At 64.4% G+C, this 17,446-nt stretch carries 17 protein-coding genes; 12 read left to right on the top strand and 5 right to left on the bottom strand.

Annotated features, from left to right (window positions below; genetic code table 11):
• Nucleotides 1-77 precede the first annotated feature (77 nt).
• From JKV55_RS15950 to JKV55_RS15940, 3 genes are read left to right on the top strand one after another with little or no spacing between them, the layout of a single operon-like run.
• Nucleotides 78-1,064, top strand: a complete 987-nt coding sequence (locus tag JKV55_RS15950; RefSeq protein WP_202087787.1) for a TRAP transporter substrate-binding protein — start codon at nt 78-80, stop codon at nt 1,062-1,064.
• A 59-nt stretch (nt 1,065-1,123) separates the two neighbouring features.
• Nucleotides 1,124-1,675: a TRAP transporter small permease gene (locus tag JKV55_RS15945; RefSeq protein WP_202087785.1), complete on the top strand. Its 552-nt coding sequence runs from the start codon at nt 1,124-1,126 to the stop codon at nt 1,673-1,675.
• The gene (locus tag JKV55_RS15940; RefSeq protein ID WP_202087783.1) at nt 1,672-2,931 is read left to right on the top strand and encodes a TRAP transporter large permease; all 1,260 of its coding nucleotides are present in this window, start codon (nt 1,672-1,674) and stop codon (nt 2,929-2,931) included. The genes JKV55_RS15945 and JKV55_RS15940 overlap by 4 nt, the downstream gene beginning before the upstream one ends.
• Nucleotides 2,932-2,989: 58 nt before the next feature.
• Here JKV55_RS15940 and JKV55_RS15935 read toward each other — a convergent pair whose 3' ends face one another.
• Entirely contained in the window at nt 2,990-3,970 is a 981-nt protein-coding gene (locus JKV55_RS15935; RefSeq protein ID WP_202087781.1) for an AraC family transcriptional regulator, read from the bottom strand.
• A 310-nt stretch (nt 3,971-4,280) separates the two neighbouring features.
• Between JKV55_RS15935 and JKV55_RS15930 the strand changes: the two genes are divergently transcribed.
• Genes JKV55_RS15930 through JKV55_RS15910 form a run of 5 tightly spaced genes read left to right on the top strand, consistent with a single transcriptional unit; the run spans nt 4,281 to nt 9,098 of the window.
• Entirely contained in the window at nt 4,281-5,516 is a 1,236-nt protein-coding gene (locus tag JKV55_RS15930; RefSeq protein ID WP_202087778.1) for a dienelactone hydrolase family protein, read from the top strand.
• A 14-nt stretch (nt 5,517-5,530) separates the two neighbouring features.
• Complete coding sequence (locus JKV55_RS15925; protein WP_202087776.1) at nt 5,531-6,319, top strand: SDR family oxidoreductase; 789 nt, start codon at nt 5,531-5,533, stop codon at nt 6,317-6,319.
• A 35-nt stretch (nt 6,320-6,354) separates the two neighbouring features.
• A complete protein-coding gene (locus tag JKV55_RS15920) occupies nt 6,355-7,596 on the top strand; it encodes a styrene monooxygenase/indole monooxygenase family protein (RefSeq protein WP_202087775.1) in 1,242 nt (413 codons plus the stop codon).
• Nucleotide 7,597: 1 nt separating this feature from the next.
• Nucleotides 7,598-8,128, top strand: coding sequence for a flavin reductase family protein (locus JKV55_RS15915; RefSeq protein ID WP_202087774.1), 531 nt, complete (start codon nt 7,598-7,600; stop codon nt 8,126-8,128).
• 58 nt (nt 8,129-8,186) lie between these two features.
• Nucleotides 8,187-9,098 (top strand): SphA family protein, encoded by a 912-nt coding sequence (locus JKV55_RS15910; RefSeq protein WP_202087773.1) that lies wholly within the window; start codon nt 8,187-8,189, stop codon nt 9,096-9,098.
• On the opposite strand, the gene JKV55_RS15905 is transcribed toward JKV55_RS15910, so the two are convergent.
• The gene (locus JKV55_RS15905) at nt 9,099-10,001 is read right to left on the bottom strand and encodes a LysR family transcriptional regulator (RefSeq protein WP_202087772.1); all 903 of its coding nucleotides are present in this window, start codon (nt 9,999-10,001) and stop codon (nt 9,099-9,101) included.
• A gap of 104 nt (nt 10,002-10,105) precedes the next feature.
• Here JKV55_RS15905 and kynA point away from each other — a divergent pair, with 104 nt between their 5' ends.
• Genes kynA through JKV55_RS15885 form a run of 4 tightly spaced genes read left to right on the top strand, consistent with a single transcriptional unit; the run spans nt 10,106 to nt 14,285 of the window.
• A complete protein-coding gene (gene kynA / locus JKV55_RS15900) occupies nt 10,106-10,963 on the top strand; it encodes a tryptophan 2,3-dioxygenase (protein WP_202087771.1) in 858 nt (285 codons plus the stop codon).
• 12 nt (nt 10,964-10,975) lie between these two features.
• Nucleotides 10,976-11,608 (top strand): arylformamidase, encoded by a 633-nt coding sequence (gene kynB / locus JKV55_RS15895; protein ID WP_202087764.1) that lies wholly within the window; start codon nt 10,976-10,978, stop codon nt 11,606-11,608.
• The gene (kynU, locus tag JKV55_RS15890; protein ID WP_202087763.1) at nt 11,605-12,843 is read left to right on the top strand and encodes a kynureninase; all 1,239 of its coding nucleotides are present in this window, start codon (nt 11,605-11,607) and stop codon (nt 12,841-12,843) included. The genes kynB and kynU overlap by 4 nt, the downstream gene beginning before the upstream one ends.
• A 41-nt stretch (nt 12,844-12,884) precedes the next feature.
• Nucleotides 12,885-14,285 carry a sodium-dependent transporter gene (locus JKV55_RS15885; RefSeq protein WP_202087762.1) on the top strand — a complete coding sequence of 467 codons (1,401 nt, stop codon included), beginning with the start codon at nt 12,885-12,887 and terminating at the stop codon, nt 14,283-14,285.
• A 65-nt stretch (nt 14,286-14,350) separates the two neighbouring features.
• Here the strand turns inward: JKV55_RS15885 and dxs are convergent, their stop codons facing one another.
• The 3 genes from dxs to xseB are packed head-to-tail and all read right to left on the bottom strand — an operon-like array spanning nt 14,351 to nt 17,376.
• Entirely contained in the window at nt 14,351-16,216 is a 1,866-nt protein-coding gene (dxs, locus tag JKV55_RS15880) for a 1-deoxy-D-xylulose-5-phosphate synthase (protein WP_202087761.1), read from the bottom strand.
• 21 nt (nt 16,217-16,237) lie between these two features.
• Nucleotides 16,238-17,131: a (2E,6E)-farnesyl diphosphate synthase gene (ispA, locus tag JKV55_RS15875; RefSeq protein ID WP_202087760.1), complete on the bottom strand. Its 894-nt coding sequence runs from the start codon at nt 17,129-17,131 to the stop codon at nt 16,238-16,240.
• On the bottom strand, nt 17,128-17,376 hold the full coding sequence (gene xseB, locus JKV55_RS15870; RefSeq protein ID WP_202087759.1) for an exodeoxyribonuclease VII small subunit: 249 nt from the start codon (nt 17,374-17,376) through the stop codon (nt 17,128-17,130). Before xseB ends, ispA begins: the two co-directional genes overlap by 4 nt.
• Nucleotides 17,377-17,446 lie beyond the last annotated feature (70 nt).

Here is a 17,446-nt window from a genome sequence, read left to right as displayed (position 1 = left end):
GGGGCCGGCAGGCCCGGCCCCGGCAGCAGCAACCGTGAGTCATAAACGGACTGAATAACATCATAATGGAGTTGAACATGACCAGATTCAAAACAGCACTCACCCTGGTAGCGGCCGCCGGCCTGGCACTGGGTTCCGTCACCGCCCAGGCCCGGGATTTCCGCCTCGGCCTTATCACCCCGCCGGCCCATATCTGGACCCAGGCGGCCACCGACTTCGCCCAGGAGCTGCGCGATCAGTCCCACGGCCAGCATAGGGTGTCGGTATTTCCCTCCCAGCAACTGGGCAACGAAGCCCAGATGGTGCAACAGCTGCAAACCGGCGCCCTGGACATGGCCTTCCTGACCATCGCCGAGATCTCCAACCGGGTGCCCGACTTCGGCGCCCTTTATGCCCCCTACCTGGTGGAGGACATCGATCAGGCCGCCGCCCTGCTGCAGTCGGACGCGGCTTCCCGCTTGCTGGATCAACTGCCGGGCAGCGTCGGCGTGGTGGGCATCGGCTACGGCATGGCCGGCATGCGCCAGGTGCTGAGCCGGGCCGCGGTGGAAGGCCCCGGGGATCTGAAGGGCAAGAAACTGCGCATCACCCCCTTCGAGCCCATCCGCGACTTCTATACCGCCCTGGGCTCGGCGCCCACGCCGCTGCCCCTGCCCGGCGTGTACGACGCCCTGGCCAACGGCCAGGTCGATGCCATCGACATGGATTTCGACTCCATCCTGGTGCTGAAATTCTACGAGCGGGCCAACCACCTGCTGCTGTCCAACCACATGATGTTCCCCATGGTGGGCGTGGTGTCCGGCCGGGTATGGCGCGAGCTGAGCGATGACGACAAGACGCTGATCCAGACCCTGATGAAGGCCCAGCTGGACAAGGTGATCGATCAGTTCCGGCAACAGGAGCGGGATCAGGAGCAGCAACTGCGTGATCTGAACATCCAGATAGTCGAGGCGGATCGCGCCACCTTCGCCGATGCCATCCAGCGCTGGGAAGCCACCTGGTCCAAGAAGGCCAAGGCGCTGGACGGACTGCGCCAGGCTGCCCAGGACGTCAAGGGCAGCTGAGCCGATTTGTAACAAAAGAGGCCCCGGCAGCTCATGCCGGGGCCGGGGAGAGTGGAGTAATGCTTAAGCGCATATCGGATAAGGTAGCGTCGGCGGAAATGACGGTCGCGGCCTTGCTGGCCGGGGCCGTCACCTTGCTGGTGCTGCTCAATATCGTCACCCGGGCCATGGGGCAGGCGATCTACTGGGTGGACGAACTGGCCATCTACTGCATGGTATGGATGACCTTTATCAGCACCTCGGCGGTCTTGAAAAAGCGCCGGGGTGTTTCCGTTACCATCCTCACCGACCTGCTGCCGGTCGCCCTGCGGCGCTGGCTGACGGTGTTCAGTGACCTGATGATATTGGGCTTTGCCCTGATCCTCTTTGTGCTGTGCTGGCGTTGGTACAGCCCCCTGGCCCTGATACAGGCCGGGTTCGATTTTCAGGCCTTTCAGTCGGAAACCTTCAATTTTATGTATGCGGAAAACACCAATACCCTGGGCATCAAAAAGTTCTGGGTCTGGCTGGTGCTGCCGGTGTTCTCCCTGTCCCTGGGAATGCATGCCCTGCTCAACCTGTTTGACAGCCTGAGCGGTTCGCAACAGACAATGACGGGAGAGCCCACATGACCCTGGTTGTATTCCTGGTACTGCTGTTTACCGCGGTGCCCATCGCCCTGGTGTTGGCGTTGACCGCCATCTGGTATATCGGTTCTTCCGGCAGTACCGTGCTGTTTGCTTCCTATCCCCAGCAGCTGTTCGGGGCCATCGAGAGCTATGGCCTGCTGGCCATTCCCCTCTTTATGCTGGCCGGCGAGCTGATGAACGAAGGCGGCCTGACCAAGCGGCTGATCAACCTGGCGCGGATCCTGGTGGGCGGCTTTAGGGGGGGACTTGCCTATATCAACCTGGTGGCCAATATGATGATGGCGGCCATCATGGGCTCGGCGGCGTCGCAGATCGCCATCATGTCCCGGGCTATGGTGCCGGCGATGGAGAAGGAAGGCTACGACAAGCCCTTCTCGGCGGCCATTACCGCCGCCGGCGGCCTGCTGTCGCCCATCATTCCCCCGTCCATGCTGTTCGTGCTGTTCGGGGTACTGGCCCAGGTGCCCATCGCCGAGATGTTTATCGCCGGCATCATCCCCGGGCTTATCATGTCGTTGCTGTTCTTCCTGGTCATCAGCCTGATGGGGCTGGTCCACCAGTACCCGAAAGGGGACTGGCCCGACCGCAAGCAGGCCCTGGAATACCTGCTGATGGGGCTGCCGGCAGGATTGATCCCGGTGCTGATCATCGGCGGCATCCTCACCGGCCTGGCCACCCCGACCGAGTCGGCGGCGCTGGCGTCGTTGGGTGCCTTGCTGATCGGCAAGTTCGTGTACAAGGATCTGCAGTTCTCCCACCTGTTCGGCATCCTCCAGCGTACCGCCATCAACTCCGGCATGGTGATCCTGCTGATCGCGGCGGCCGGAGTGTTCGGCTGGGTGATAGTGTTCGAGGAAATACCCCAGGGCGCCGCCGCCTGGATCGCCGAGCAGACCTCGGATCCCTTCGTGTTCCTGCTGATGGTGGTGGGCATACTGCTGCTGGTAGGCATGGTGCTCGACGGTATCGCCGCCCTGATCCTGGTGGTGCCCATACTGCTGCCCATCGCCCAGCTGCAGTTCGGCATCAGCCCCTATCAGTTCGGGGTGGTGGTGTGCCTGACCCTGGTGATGGGCCTGCTGACCCCGCCGGTGGGCGCCGGGCTCTTTATCGCCTCCTCCATGACCGGCGCCTCCCCCCTGAGCATCTTCCGCGCCCTGCTGCCCTTCCTGCTGGCGACCCTGGTGACCCTGGTGCTGCTGAGCTGGAAAGGCAGCCTGGTGACCATGTTGCTGTGATGGCAGCACAGCCCGCACCCCGGTGCGGGCTGTTTTTCTGCTCCCTGTTGCCGCCGGTTCAGGCTTTTCTTCTGGTTTCGTTCGGGTTTTCACCGAACAGCTTTTTATATTCGGCGCTGAACCTGCCCATATGACCGAATCCCCAATAGGTGGCGATGTCGGTAATGGAGCGGCTGGTTGCCGCCTCGAGCAGCTCTTTTCTGACACGGTGCAGCCGGACGTTTCTCAAGTGCTCCATCGGCGTGATATTCCTGAAACTCCTGAAGCCGCTATACAGGGTCCTCAGGCTGACTCCCGCCAGCTCGGCCAGCATGGCCGGACTGATGTCCTGCTCCGCATGAGCGTCAATATAGTCCTCCACCTTTTTTACATGACGCGGTGCGACCGAGGAGGCCTTGTTTAAATCCTGGGAATAGTTGTGCGGCTGGGTCAGCAGCAGGGTATGGATAATGAGTTGTTCCAGCTGGCCTTTGAGCAAGGCGGGGTAATCGGCCTGTTTCACCATTTGGCTGAGGTACTGCATCATGCCGTGCCAGCAGAGGTCCGATTGCCAGCTCAGGCAGAGGTCGAACACCAGGGGTGCCTTGATGGGGCGGCCCAGGTAGCTGCTACAGCTTTGTTCCAGTTTCTGCCGGTCTATTTTCAGCATGATCTGGTCGCAGTCCTGGCTCCAGATCATGTCCAACGGCAGGGTCGGACTGATGATGGCCCCTCTGTCCCCCTGGGAGTGGAAGTCCTGGGTGCCGGCGTGGATCTGCGCCGCCCCCTTGAGCGGCATCTGGATCAGGAAAAAGTCGTCCAGCCGTCCGGGCTGGATACAGACTTCGTTGCCGTAACTGAGCCGGTTGAGGGACAGCTGGCCCAGTGGAATGCTGTGCAGGCAGGTATCGAGCCGGTCGGTGCCATCCGGGATGATCAGCCGATGGGGCTTGAACAGGGTGGCGATGGTGTGCTGCACCTCCGCCGGATCCTGGGAGGCGAGCAGCAACAGCTCGGGATCGTTCAGCCAGCCTTGGGGACCGGGGGGAAAAGATGACACAGAGACCTCCTTATCGATGTGTCGGCAGGTGCCGCCGCGGGCTCACGGGCGAGATGACATTGTACATGTTTAAATATTGTTAAATTAAGTGCTTTTTCCTTGATGGGGATCATTGCGGGCGCTTTTGTGCAGGGAAGGGATCCCGGCTGCACGGAATGGATCTGCTCTCGTCCTGGCGCCCTTGCTCGCCGATAAAAACAACCTCAGATAGCTGCGCTGACCGGATAGTCACGGCACTGAGCGGCCCGCATTGTTGAATCTTTGTTATTAGGATGTAGCTACCCCGACATCAAGGCAAAGGAGAGACAAGATGGGTAGCTCAATTGATATTCGCGCCCGGGACGGCAGCGGCAGCTTTTCCGGTTATCTGGCGGTACCGGCCTCCGGATCCGGTCCCGGCCTGATACTGGCCCAGGAAATCTTCGGCGTTAACGCCAATATCCGCGACATCGCCGATTACTACGCCGAAGAAGGCTATGTGGTATTGGCGCCCGACTTGTTCTGGCGCCAGCAGCCCGGGGTCGAACTCGGTTACAGCCCGGAAGACTTCGCGCAGGCTTTCGGCCTGTACCAGGGGTTTGATCAGGACAAAGGCATCGAGGATATCGCAGCCGCCATTGCCACCCTGAAAGGACGGCCGGAGGTCAAGGGCGGCATCGGCGTGCTGGGGTTCTGCCTGGGCGCCCGGCTGGCCTACCTTGCCGCCTGTCGTTGCCCGGTGGACATCGCCATCGGCTACTACGGCATGGGCATAGAGCAGCACCTGCACGAGGCCGAGGGCATCCGGGGGCGGCTGGTGCTGCACTTTGCCGGCCAGGATGAATACTGTCCGGCCGAGGCCAGGGAGGCGATTTACCGCCATTTCGAACATAACGACGCCGCCGAACTCTACCTGTATCCGGGCGTGGATCATGCCTTTGCCCGGGCCGGCTCGCCCCATTACCACAAGCCCTCGGCCCTGATGGCCCATCAACGCTCGGTGTCGGCGCTGCGGCGCGCCATAGGCCCGCACTACGATCTGTCGGCGCTGTGGGACAAGCACTGCGAGTATGAGTTCGATACCCGCAATGTGGACGACACCATGGCCACCATGGTGGCCGAGCCCTACGTCAACCACATTCCCACCATGACGGGGGGCGTCGGCTACCAGCAGCTCTACCGTTTCTACAAGCATCATTTCGTCGACAGCAACCCGCCCGACACCCGGCTGACGCCCATTTCCCGCACCATCGGCGACACCCAGATTGTGGACGAGCTGCTCTTCAGCTTTACCCACAGCTGTGAAATCGACTGGCTGCTGCCGGGCGTGGCGCCCACCGGGCGTTACGTGGAAATTCCGTTTGTGGCGGTGGTGAAGTTCCGGGGCGACAAGCTCTACCACGAACACATCTACTGGGATCAGGCCTCCCTGCTGGTACAGGTCGGCCTGCTGGATCCCACCGGCTTGCCGGTGGCCGGACGGGAAACCGCCGCCAAGCTGCTGGACGAGTCCTTGCCGTCCAACACCCTGATGGCGAGCTGGCAGCAAAGCGAAGACAAGGCCTGAGCGGGAGCGACGACATGCACGATTTCAGTAACAAGACGGCGGTGGTGACCGGCGGGGCGACCCTGATCGGCCAGGCGCTGGTGGAAAAGCTGGTGGCCCGGGGCGCCCGGGTGGCGGTGCTGGATGTGGACAGGGCCCAGGGGGAGGCGCTGGCCGAACGGCTGGGCGAGCGGGTGTTGTTCCTGGCCACGGACATCACCCGGGATGAACAGCTGCTCGACGCCATGGAGGCGACCGAGGCCCGCTTCGGCGGGGTGGACTTTCTCGTCAACCTGGCCTGCAGCTACCAGGACGACGGCCTGCAGGCGGACAGAAGCGCCTGGCTGTCGGCGCTGGACGTCAACCTGGTCAGCGCCGCCATGGCCACCCGGGCGGCCTTGCCGGCCATGCGTCGCCGGGGCGGCGGGGCCGTGGTCAACTTCACCAGCATTTCCGCCAGGGTGGCCCAGACCGGCCGCTGGCTCTATCCGGTCAGCAAGGCCGCCATGCTGCACCTGACCCGCTGCATGGCGCTGGATCTGGCGCCCGAGCGGATCCGGGTGAACTCGGTGTCGCCGGGCTGGACCTGGTCCCGGGTGATTGCCGAACTCAGCGGCGAAGACAGCGCCAAGGCTGACCGGGTGGCGGCGGATTACCACCTGCTGGGGCGGCTGGGCCGGCCGGAGGAGGTGGCCAATGTGGTGTGCTTCCTCTGTTCGGACGAGGCCGGCTTTGTCACCGGGGCCGACTATGCGGTGGACGGCGGCTACTCGGCCATGGGGCCGGAGCAGAGTCGACCGGCGATACCGCGGTTGGCCGAGTAGTTCTTTATTTCTCAATCACAGACAAGGAAACAGTCATGACACGACGTATTGCCATTGTGGGCGCCGGCCAGTCCGGTTTACAGACCGCGATCGGTCTGCTGGATCAGGGTTACCGGGTCACCCTGGTCTCCAACCGCAGCGGGGAAGAGATCGCCAACGGACGGGTGATGTCCAGCCAGTGCATGTTCAACAATGCCCTGCAGACGGAGCGGGATCTGGGGCTGAACTTCTGGGAGGAGGAATGCCCCCCGGTGGAAGGGATCGGCCTGACGGTGCCGGATCCCGAGGCGGCGGGGAGTACCCTGATCGACTGGGCGGCCAGGCTGGATAAACCGGCCCAGTCGGTGGATCAGCGCCTGAAAATGCCCAGGTGGATGGAGGTGTTCAAGCAGAAGGGCGGGGAGCTGGTGCTGCTGGACGCGGGCATCGACACCCTGGAAGAGCTGGCCGCCAGCCATGATCTGGTGATGCTGGCGGCGGGCAAGGGCGAGATAGTGCGGCTGTTCGAGCGCGATGCGGAGCGTTCCGCCTTCGACAAGCCGCAGCGGGCCCTGGCCCTGACCTACGTCAAGGGCATGGAGCCCAGTGAGCCCTTTTCCCGGGTGGCTTTCAACCTGGTGCCCGGGGTCGGCGAATACTTCGTGTTCCCGGCGCTGACCGTCAATGGACCCTGTGAAATCATGGTGTTCGAGGGCATTCCGGGCGGCCCCATGGATTGCTGGCAGGACGTGACCACGCCGGCACAGCACCTGCAGCGCAGCCTGGAGCTGGTACGCCGCTTTGCCCCGGCTCAGGCCGGCCGCTGCCGGCACCTGGAACTGACCGACGACAACGGCATCCTGGCCGGGCGCTTTCCGCCCACCATTCGCAAGCCGGTGGCCCGGCTGCCGTCCGGACGCTGTATCTTCGGCATGGCCGATGCGGTGGTGGTCAACGACCCCATTACCGGTCAGGGCTCCAACAACGCCGCCAAGTGCAGCAAGCTCTACCTGGATGCCATTATCGCCCGCGCCGATGAGCCCTTCACCCCGGAGTGGATGCAGCAGACCTTCGAGCGTTACTGGAGCTATGCCGAAGACGTGGTGACCTGGACCAACACCATGTTGCGGCCGCCGGAGCCGCACCTGCTCGAGCTGCTGGGGGCGGCACAACAGGCACCGGAGCTGGCCGCCATGATCGCCAACGGCTTCGACAACCCGCCCGACTACTTCCCCTGGTGGACCTCGCCCGAGGCGTGCCGCTACCTGATTGGCCAGCACCTGAAGAAGGAAGCATAAGATGACGAGCGCCACTACCTTACTGAAGGCGGAACAGCCCCTCCAGCCGGCCATGGATACCCGGGCCTTGCGCAACGCCATGGGGCATTTCGCCACCGGGGTTACGGTGGTCACTGCTCCCGGCGAGGGCGATGCCATGGTGGGCATTACCGCCAACTCCTTCTCTTCCCTGTCGTTGGATCCTCCGCTGATCCTGTGGAGTCTGTCGCTGAATTCCCCCAGCCTGGCCGCCTTCCAGGAAGGGCTGCCCTTCGCGGTCAACGTGTTGTGCCAGGGGCAGGAAGATCTCGCCATGCAGTTTGCCCGGGCCAGCGATGACAAGTTTTCGGGGGTGGAGTATCGCCTGAATCAACGGCAGGTGCCCTTGTTGGCCAATACCCTGACCCAGTTCGAGTGCGAGGTGGAGTTTACCCGTTGCCTGGGCGATCACCTGTTGATCGTCGGCCGGGTACAGGAATTTCGCTGCGAGCAGGGGGAGCCGATGTTGTTTTTCAAGGGCCAGTTCAACGCCCTGGAAGCCCGGAGTGCTTAAAGGGAGGCGGCCATGAGCCTGACCATGGCCGCAAGGTGTTCTGAATAAGGATGATCAGATGACGACGGTAAAAAATAATAAAAGAGCGGCTCGGCTGCTGTGTGTCCTGATGCTGGGCGCCGCGGCGCCGGCCTGGGTATCGGCAACCGAAAACGGCGGCTCCATCTATCCCATGGGCGCGGAAAACTTCGGCATGGGCGCGCTGCCGCCGGCCGGTTTTTATCCGTTGCTGTATGCCAATCATTATTCGGCAAACCGGCTGAACGGCCCGGACGGTGAACGCCTGCCGGTGGATTTCAAGCTCAGAGCCAACGTGCTGGCCCCCCGGCTGTTGTGGGTCAGCGAGCGGCAACTGCTGGGCGGGCAGGTGTTTTCGGCGGTGCTGCTCCCCCTGGTGGATCTGAGCCTGATGGTCAACGGCAGGCACCAGAGCAAGCAGGGGCTGGGGGACATCGACATCACCGCCCTGGGGCTGGCCTACCACCATAGCCCGCAATTGCACTCGGCGGTGTCGCTGGACGTATTCGCTCCCACCGGCGGCTATAACCCCAACGATCTGGCCAATATCGGGCGCAACCACTGGACCATCCAGCCGGTGGCGGCGGTGAGCTATATGCAATCCGGCGGGCTCAACTGGGATATCAAGTTGATGTACGACTACAACTTCAGGAACCCGGACAGCCGCTACCGCTCTGGCCAGGAGCTGCACGCCGACTATTCGCTGGGCTATGGCCTGAACCCGCACTGGATCCTGGGCATGGGCGGCTATGCCTACAAGCAGTTGACCAAGGACAAGCTGCACGGCATCACCCTGGAGAACAGCAAGGGACAGGCCCTGGCCATGGGCCCCTCGCTGAAGTATGACGGCGGCGCCGGTTTCTCCGTCAGCTTTAAATATCAGAAGGAGTTTGCGGTGGAAAACCGGCCAGAAGGCGATGCCTTCTGGGCCAAGGTGGTGATACCGCTCTGATCAACGGGTGCCCGGCGCCACCCGTGCCAGGCAGTCGGCGAAGCGGGCGGTGGGGGAGTCGGGGGCCTCGTCCCTGCGCAGCAGCAGCTGCCAGTCCAGGTGGAGCCCTTCTTCCGTCACCCGCACCGTGCTCAGCCCGCCCTGGGCCAGGTAGGGCGCCAGCACCCACTCCGGCATGATGGTCAGCCCGAAGCCTTCCTTCACCAGGGCGATCACCGCCTCGGTCACCCCGGCCCGGATCACCCGGGCCGGCAACAGCCGGTAGTGGCTGAACAACTGCTCGTATTCCCGTCCCTTGCCCGGCTGGGTGTGGTAGGTCACGTAGGTGTGGGCCGCCACCTGCCCGGCGCTCACCCAGTCTTCCCCGGCCAGTGCGTGCCCCGCGGGCAGCACCAGCCGCATCTCGTCCCGGAACAGCCGCCGGCACTGGAAGCCCTCGGGCGGCTGGCCCGAGGTCAGCGCCAGGTCGATGCGCCCGGTGCGCAGGGCGGTGTAAGGATCGAGGGAGACATCGGGGATGATCTCCACGCTGATGCTGGGCTGCTCCCGGCCGAAGGCGGCCAGGCAGGCGGGCAGCCAGTGGTAGCCGCCGTAGGCCTCGTTGCCCAGGCGCACCACGTGCTCTATGCCCACCGACAGCTTGTTGATATCGGCCTCGGCCCGCTCCAGCTCCGCCAGCACCAGCCGGGAGGAATGCAGCAGCCGCTTGCCGGCGCTGGTGGGCACCAGTTTCTTGTGCTGGCGGTAGAACAGCTCGGTGTTGAGCAGCCGCTCCGCCTCCTTGATGCGGTGGCTCAGGGCGGACTGGGTCAGGCCCAGCAACTGGGCGGCTTCCACCAGGCTGCCGGCCTCGCTCAGGGCCACCATCATCTGCATATGCCGGGTACTGACTCGAACGCTCATCTATTAATTTATTTAATTGAAAAGTGAATTTTAATGAAATTTACACCAAGGCCGGGGGCGGCGTAAACTCAAGTTATCTTCCAATTGTTAACAGGATGTTGGTTATGCGCGGCAAGGAATCGATCACCGCCCGCCAGGGCATGGTGGATCTGGACAACGAAGGGGTGCACTGGCAACAGGACCTCAGCTACGGCCAGTACCTGGATCTGGACGCCCTGCTCCATTGCCAGCGGCCCCGCTCCGCCGAGCACGATGAGATGTTGTTTATCGTCATCCACCAGGTGTCGGAGCTGTGGATCAAGCTGTGCCTGCACGAGGCCCATGCCGCCGCCGAGCATATCCGCCGGGACCAGCTGCAACCGGCGTTCAAGATGCTGTCGCGGGTGGCGCGCATCCAGGAGCAGTTGATCAAGGCCTGGGAAGTGCTGGTGACCATGACCCCGGCCGACTATGCCCGCTTTCGCGGCAGCCTGGGGCAGAGCTCGGGTTTTCAGTCCTACCAGTACCGGGAGCTGGAGTTTTTGCTCGGCAACAAGAACGCCCGCATGGTGGAGGCCCACCGGGCCCATCCGGAGCATTACCGGCGCCTGAGCGCCATACTGGCAGCCCCCAGCATCTACGACATCAGCCTGCAGTTGCTGCACCGGCGCGGTTTCGCGCTGCCCGCCCACTGCCTGGAGCGGGACTGGTCCCAGCCCTACCAGGCCTGCGCCGAGGTGGAGGCCGCCTGGTCCCGGGTTTACCACCATACCGAGCAGCACTGGGATCTGTACGAGCTGGCCGAGAAGCTGGTGGACATGGAATACAACTTCCAGAAATGGCGCTTCAGCCATATGAAGACGGTGGAGCGCATCATCGGCCACAAGAAGGGCACCGGCGGCACCGGCGGCGTTTCCTACCTGGTGAAGGCGCTGGACCTGACCTTTTTCCCCGAACTCTGGGCGGTTCGCACCAGCATCTGACGAGGAGTACCGATGAGCCGACTCTGGGACATTTCCCAAACCCTGCGTCCCGGCATACCGGTGTGGCCGGGCGACACCCCCTACGGTGCCGAGCCGAGCTGGGTGATGGAAAACGGCTGCCCGGTGAACGTGGCGCGGCTGTGCCTGTCCACCCACACCGGCACCCATGCCGACGCGCCCCTGCATTACCACGCCGAGGGCCAGGCCATGGCCGAGGTGGCGCTGGAGGCCTATGTCGGCCCCTGCCTGGTGTTGGACCTGACCCATGCCCGCGGCCGGGTGGAGCCCGGCGACCTGCCCGCCGGGCTGCCGGCGCGGCTGGAGCGGGTGCTGCTGAAAACCTGCGGCCGCTTTCCCCATCAGCAATGGCGGGCGGACTTTACCGCCGTGGCCGCTGCCACCATCGATCTGCTGGCCGAGCGGGGCGCCCGCCTTATCGGGGTCGACAGCCCCTCGCTGGATCCCCAGGACGCCAAGACCCTGGACGCCCACCAGCGGGTCTGGCATCACCGCATGGCCATACTGGAAGGGCTGGTGCTGGACGACATCGAGCCCGGCCATTACGAACTGATAGCACCCCCGTTGAAACTGGCGCACCTGGACGCCTCGCCCGTGCGCGCCCTGCTAAGGAGTATTGAAGCATGACCACCCTGACCCGCGACCATCTGGCCCGGCTGGATCGGGACGATCCCCTGGCCCCTTACCGGCAACAGTTCGAGCTGGAAGAGGGGCTTATCTACCTGAACGGCAACTCCCTGGGCGCCCTGCCCGGGGCCGCCCGCCGGCGCGCCGCCGAGGTGGTGGAGCAGGAGTGGGGCCGGGGCCTTATCCGCAGCTGGAACACCCACGACTGGATAAGCCTGCCCGAGCGGGTGGGGGACAAAATAGCCCGCCTGATCGGTGCCGAGCGGGGCGAGGTGGTGGTGGCCGACTCCACCTCGGTCAACCTGTTCAAGCTGGCGGCGGCGGCGCTGGAGATGCGCCCGGGACGCGGCAAGATCGTCTCCGAACCCGGCAACTTCCCCACGGATCTCTACATCCTGCAGGGGCTGGAGCGGTTCCGGCCCGGCGTGCGGCTGGAAACGGCGCCGCGGGAGGCGCTGGAAACGCTTATCGACGAAGACACCGCCCTGGTGGTGCTGACCCATGTGCACTACAAGTCCGGCGAGATGTTCGACATGGCCGCCCTCAGCGCCCGGGCCCGGGCCGTGGGCGCGCTCATGCTGTGGGATCTGAGCCACAGTGCCGGCGCCGTGCCGGTAGACCTGAACGGAGCCGGTGCCGACTTCGCCGTGGGCTGCGGCTACAAGTACCTGAACGGCGGCCCCGGCGCCCCCGGTTTTCTGTTCGTGGCCCGCCGCCACCAGGAGGACTTCCGCCAGCCCCTGAGCGGCTGGTTCGGCCACGCCAATCCCTTCGCCATGCAGGACAGATTCGAGCCGGCCGCCGGCATCCGGCGCGGCCTGTGCGGCACCACCGGGGTGCTGGCCACCAGCGTGCTGGAGGTGGGGGTGGAGCTGATGGTTTCCGCCGACATGGGGCAGATCCGCGCCAAGTCCCGCCGGATGGGGGAGATCTTCATCGAGCTGGTGGAGTCGCACTGCGGGGACTTTGGTTTCGGGCTCGCCTCGCCGCGGGACGCCGAACGGCGCGGCAGCCAGGTGTCGCTCACCCATGAGCAGGGCTTCGCCATCATGCAGGCGCTGATCGCCCGCAACATCATCGGCGACTTCCGCGCCCCCGACATACTGCGCTTCGGCTTTACCCCCCTCTACACCCGCTACGTGGATCTGTGGGACACGGTGCAGGCCCTGGCCGAGGTGATGCGCCGGGAAGAGTGGAAGCAGCCCGAGTTCCGCAAACTGACCGCGGTGACCTGAGCCCGGCCACCAACCTCATTACCCCCAAGGAGAACACCGTTATGGAAAACAACAGTCTGACCCGGCCGCTCGGCGGCCTGGGCCAGGTGGCCGCGTCCACCGCCGCCAGCCCCCAATGGTCCGGCCGCATGGCCTTCGTGCTGGCCGCCACCGGCTCGGCGGTGGGGCTCGGCAATATCTGGAAATTCCCCTACATCACCGGCGAGCACGGCGGCGCCGCCTTCGTGCTGGTGTACCTGGCCTGCATCCTGGTGATCGGCATACCGCTGCTGATGGCCGAGGTGATGATAGGCCGGCGCGGCCGCCACAACCCGCCCCATGCCATGGCCGCCCTGGCCGGGGAGGCGGGGGCGTCGCCCCGCTGGCGCTGGCTCGGCTGGGTGGGGGTGCTCACCGGCTTTTTGCTGCTCAGCTTCTACGTGGTGGTGGCCGGCTGGGCGGTGGCCTATATCTTCGACACCGGCGCCGGCACCTTCAACGCCGCCTCCGGCGAGCAGGTGGGCGCCCACTTCGGTGCCCTGCTGGGATCGCCGCTGACCCTGATCTTCTGGGGCAGCCTGGTGCTGGCACTGACCCTGGGCATTGTCGCCCTGGGGGTCCGGCAGGGGCTGGAGCGGGCGGTCAACCTGATGATGCCCGGGCTCTTCCTGTTGCTGCTGGTGCTGGTGGGCTACGCCATGACCACGGGCCACTTTATGCAGGGGCTGGAATTCCTGTTCAACCCGGACTTCGGCAAGCTCTCGGGTAACAGCGTGCTGGTGGCCCTGGGCCACGCCTTCTTCACCCTGAGCCTGGCCGGGGGCGGCATGATGACCTACGGCGCCTACCTGCCCGGCAAGGTGTCCATCGCCAAAACGGCGCTGACCATCGGCCTGCTGGACACCCTGGTGGCGCTCTTGGCGGGCATGGTGATCTTCCCCCTGGTGTTCGCCAACGGCCTGGAGCCGGGCGCCGGCCCCGGGCTGCTGTTCGTAACCCTGCCCATCGCCTTCGGCCAGATGCCGCTGGGCGCGCTGTTCGGCGCCCTCTTCTTCGTGATGCTGTCGGTGGCGGCGCTGACCTCGGCCATTTCGCTGATCGAGCCGGCGGTGGCCTGGCTGACCGGGCGCTACCGCATCAGCCGGGCGCGGGCCTGCCTGGGCTCGGGGGTACTGATGTGGCTGCTGAGCCTGGGCACCGTGTTCTCCTTCAACCTGTGGGAGCAACATACCCTGTTCGGCAAGACCTTCTTCGGCGGCCTGGACTACCTCACCTCCAGCTGGATCATGCCGTTGTCCGGGCTCTTTATCGCCCTGTTCGCCGGCTGGGTGATGAGCCGCACCGCCACCGAGCAGGAATTGGGCCGGGGCCCGGGCTACCGGCTGTGGCGCTTCACCATCCGCTACCTGAGCCCGGTGTTTATCGTGCTAATGTTTCTCAACGCCATCGGCGTCTTTGGCTGAGGGCCCCATTATCCCTAGATGTAATAAAGGGGAGCCTGGCTCCCCTTTATTACAGCCCCGCGCTTTCAGCGTTGCCGATATGCCTCTATGGCCTTGACCATGCCGTCGGCGTCCAGCCCCAGCAGGGCCAGGATCTGCTGCTGGCTGCCCTGTTCGATAAAGCGATCCGGCAGGCCCAGGTTCAGCACCGGCCGTGGCCGTTTGTGGCGCATCAGGCACTCGTTCACCGCCGAGCCGGCGCCGCCCATGATGGCGTTTTCCTCTATCGTTACCAGCAGTTCGTGGTCATCCAGCAACGACAGCAGCAGGGCTTCATCCAGCGGTTTGACGAAGCGCATGTCGACCAGGGTGGCATCCAGCCGTTCGGCGGCAAGCTGCGCTTCTGCCAGCAAGGTGCCGAAGTTCAGCATGGCCACTCCTGCACCCTGGCGCATGAGCCGGCCCTTGCCCAGCTCCAGGGCCGTCATCTGCTCTTCGATGTCCACGCCGCAGCCGTTGCCGCGCGGGTAGCGCACCGCCGCCGGGCCCGGGTGCTGGTAGCCGGTGTAGAGCATCTGCCGGCACTCGTTTTCGTCGGCGGGGGTCATGATCACCATGTTGGGCACGGTGCGTAAAAAGCCGAGATCGAAGGCGCCCTGGTGGGTGGGGCCGTCGGCGCCGACGATGCCGGCCCGGTCGATGGCGAACAGCACATCCAGGTGCTGCAGGGCCACGTCGTGGATCAGTTGATCGTAGGCCCGTTGCAGGAAGGTGGAGTAAATGGCCACCACCGGCTTTTTGCCTTCTATGGCCAGGCCCGCCGCCAGGGTCACCGCATGCTGCTCGGCAATGGCCACGTCGAAGTAGCGTTGGGGATATTCCCGGGAATAACGCACCAGGCCCGAGCCTTCGCGCATGGCCGGGGTAATGGCCATCAGCCGCGGATCCACCTTGGCCATGTCGCACAGCCAGTTGCCGAAAATGGCGGAGTAAGAGAGGCTGCCGCCGCCGCTCTTGGGCAACTGATGGTGGTTGGGGTCGAACTTGGGCACCCCGTGGTAGCCGATGGGATCCTGCTCGGCGGGCAGGTAGCCCTTGCCCTTGCGGGTCATCACATGCAGGAACTGGGGGCCCTTGAGCTTGCGCATGTTGCGCAGGGTGTCCACCAGGGTGTTGATGTCGTGGCCGTCGATGGGGCCGACGTAATTGAAGCCGAACTCCTCGAACAGGGTGCCGGGCACCACCATGCCCTTGAGGTGCTCTTCGGCCCGGCGGGCCAGCTCCTTGATGGGCGGCACCATTTCCAGCGCCTTCTTGCCCCCTTCGCGCAGGGTGCTGTAGAGGGAGCCGGACATGATCCGCGCCAGGTGGTTGTTGAGCGCGCCCACGTTTTCGGAGATGGACATCTCGTTGTCGTTGAGCACCACCAGCATGTCTTTGTGGATGTCGCCCGCATGGTTGAGGGCCTCGAACGCCATACCGGCGGTCATGGCCCCGTCGCCGATCACCGCCACCACCTTGCGGCCCCGGTTTTCGTCATCGGCGGCGATGGCCATGCCTAAGGCGGCGCCGATACTGGTGCTGGAGTGACCCACCGACAGGGTGTCGTATTCGCTCTCTTCCCGCCAGGGGAAGGGGTGCAGGCCCTGGTACTGGCGGATGCTGGTCATGCGTTCGCGCCGGCCGGTGAGGATCTTGTGCGGATAGGCCTGGTGGCCCACGTCCCACACCAGGCGGTCGAAGGGGGTGTTGTAGACGTAGTGCAGCGCCACCGTCAGCTCTACCACGCCCAGGCCCGAGGCCAGGTGGCCGCTGCTGCGGCTCACCGAATGCAGCAGGTAGGCCCTCAGTTCGTTGCACAGGGCGGGCAGCCGGTCTTGCGGCAGGCTGCGCAGTTCGTCCGGCAGGTTGGCCAGCGCCAGGGTCGGGTAATCGGCAATATTCAGACTCATAGGCTTATTATTATCCTCGCCCTAAAATTCGCGCTTGACGATGTAGTGGGCGAATGCTTCCAGTGTTTGGGTATTGTAGGGAATCTCCGCCAGCGCCGCCTGGGCCTGCCCGAGCAGTTGTTCGGCCAGTTGGCGGGCGCCGTCCAGCCCGAGCAGGGCGGGGTAGGTGCTTTTTTGTTGCACCAGATCCTTGCCCTGGGTCTTGCCCAGGGTCTGGGTGTCGGCGGTAATGTCCAGAATGTCGTCCTGCACCTGAAAGGCCAGGCCGATGGCCTCGGCATAACGGCTCAGGGCCGCCAGTTGGGGCTCGTCCACGTCCTGGGCACAGAGCGCCCCCAGGCGCACCGCGGCGCGGATCAGGGCCCCGGTTTTATGGCGATGCAGGGTTTCAAGTGTAGCCTGGTCAATGGCCTTGCCTTCACACCGGATGTCCAGGGCCTGGCCACCGCACATGCCGCCATAGCCGCTCGCGCGGGCCAGCTCCTGCACCATGCGCAGCCGGCGCTCGGCGCCGAGCTGGTGGCCGCCGTGACTACTGAGCAGTTCAAAGGCCAGGGTTTGCAGGGCGTCGCCGGCGAGGATGGCGGTGGCCTCGTTGAAGGCCTTGTGCACCGTGGGCTTGCCCCGGCGCAGGTCGTCGTTGTCCATGGCCGGCAGATCGTCGTGGATCAGCGAATAGGCGTGGATGCATTCCACGGCGGCGGCGGCGGCGTCCAGGGCCGGTGCACTGACATGGCCGAACAGTTCGCCGCTGGCATACACCAGCATGGGGCGCACCCGTTTGCCGCCCTGCAGCAGGCCGTATTCCATGGCGGCCTTCAGCTCCGGCGCCAGGTCGTCCAGGCTTGCGACGGCATGGCTCAATACCCCCGATATCCGCTCGCCGTATTGCTGTTGCAGCAGGGTAAAGCTCACCTGATGTCCTCCTGGCCGGGGTTGAACGCAACCAGTTGCTCTTCTTCCTGCTGCAGCAGTATCTGTACCTGCTGCTCGGCCTGGCTCAGCCGCTGCTGACCCGCCCGTACCAACTGGATGCCCCGCTCGAAGGACTTAAGGGCCTGCTCCAGGCTCAGCTCTCCCTCTTCCAGCTGGTTGACCAGGCTTTCCAGTTCCGTGAGGGCGCTTTCAAAATCCATGTTTTCCGGTTTTTTGGTGGCCACGGGGATCCTCTGTGGTTCGGCTAGCAAAATTGTCGGCAATAGTAACATTCCCGTTCGGGGTTTGGCGAAA

This window comes from Zobellella iuensis (assembly GCF_016746085.1).
Classification (GTDB): Bacteria; Pseudomonadota; Gammaproteobacteria; order Enterobacterales; family Aeromonadaceae; genus Oceanimonas; species Oceanimonas iuensis.
The sequence above is the reverse complement of the archived record's forward strand: the minus strand, read 5'-3'. Positions and strand labels throughout refer to the sequence as shown.

Coding starts and splice junctions, on each gene's coding strand:
- JKV55_RS15950 (WP_202087787.1), top strand. CDS start 78: ATGACCAGATTCAAAACAGCACTCACCCTGGTAGCGGCCGCCGGCCTG.
- JKV55_RS15945 (WP_202087785.1), top strand. CDS start 1,124: ATGCTTAAGCGCATATCGGATAAGGTAGCGTCGGCGGAAATGACGGTC.
- JKV55_RS15940 (WP_202087783.1), top strand. CDS start 1,672: ATGACCCTGGTTGTATTCCTGGTACTGCTGTTTACCGCGGTGCCCATC.
- JKV55_RS15930 (WP_202087778.1), top strand. CDS start 4,281: ATGGGTAGCTCAATTGATATTCGCGCCCGGGACGGCAGCGGCAGCTTT.
- JKV55_RS15925 (WP_202087776.1), top strand. CDS start 5,531: ATGCACGATTTCAGTAACAAGACGGCGGTGGTGACCGGCGGGGCGACC.
- JKV55_RS15920 (WP_202087775.1), top strand. CDS start 6,355: ATGACACGACGTATTGCCATTGTGGGCGCCGGCCAGTCCGGTTTACAG.
- JKV55_RS15915 (WP_202087774.1), top strand. CDS start 7,598: ATGACGAGCGCCACTACCTTACTGAAGGCGGAACAGCCCCTCCAGCCG.
- JKV55_RS15910 (WP_202087773.1), top strand. CDS start 8,187: ATGACGACGGTAAAAAATAATAAAAGAGCGGCTCGGCTGCTGTGTGTC.
- JKV55_RS15905 (WP_202087772.1), bottom strand. CDS start 10,001: ATGAGCGTTCGAGTCAGTACCCGGCATATGCAGATGATGGTGGCCCTG.
- kynA (WP_202087771.1), top strand. CDS start 10,106: ATGCGCGGCAAGGAATCGATCACCGCCCGCCAGGGCATGGTGGATCTG.
- kynB (WP_202087764.1), top strand. CDS start 10,976: ATGAGCCGACTCTGGGACATTTCCCAAACCCTGCGTCCCGGCATACCG.
- kynU (WP_202087763.1), top strand. CDS start 11,605: ATGACCACCCTGACCCGCGACCATCTGGCCCGGCTGGATCGGGACGAT.
- JKV55_RS15885 (WP_202087762.1), top strand. CDS start 12,885: ATGGAAAACAACAGTCTGACCCGGCCGCTCGGCGGCCTGGGCCAGGTG.
- dxs (WP_202087761.1), bottom strand. CDS start 16,216: ATGAGTCTGAATATTGCCGATTACCCGACCCTGGCGCTGGCCAACCTG.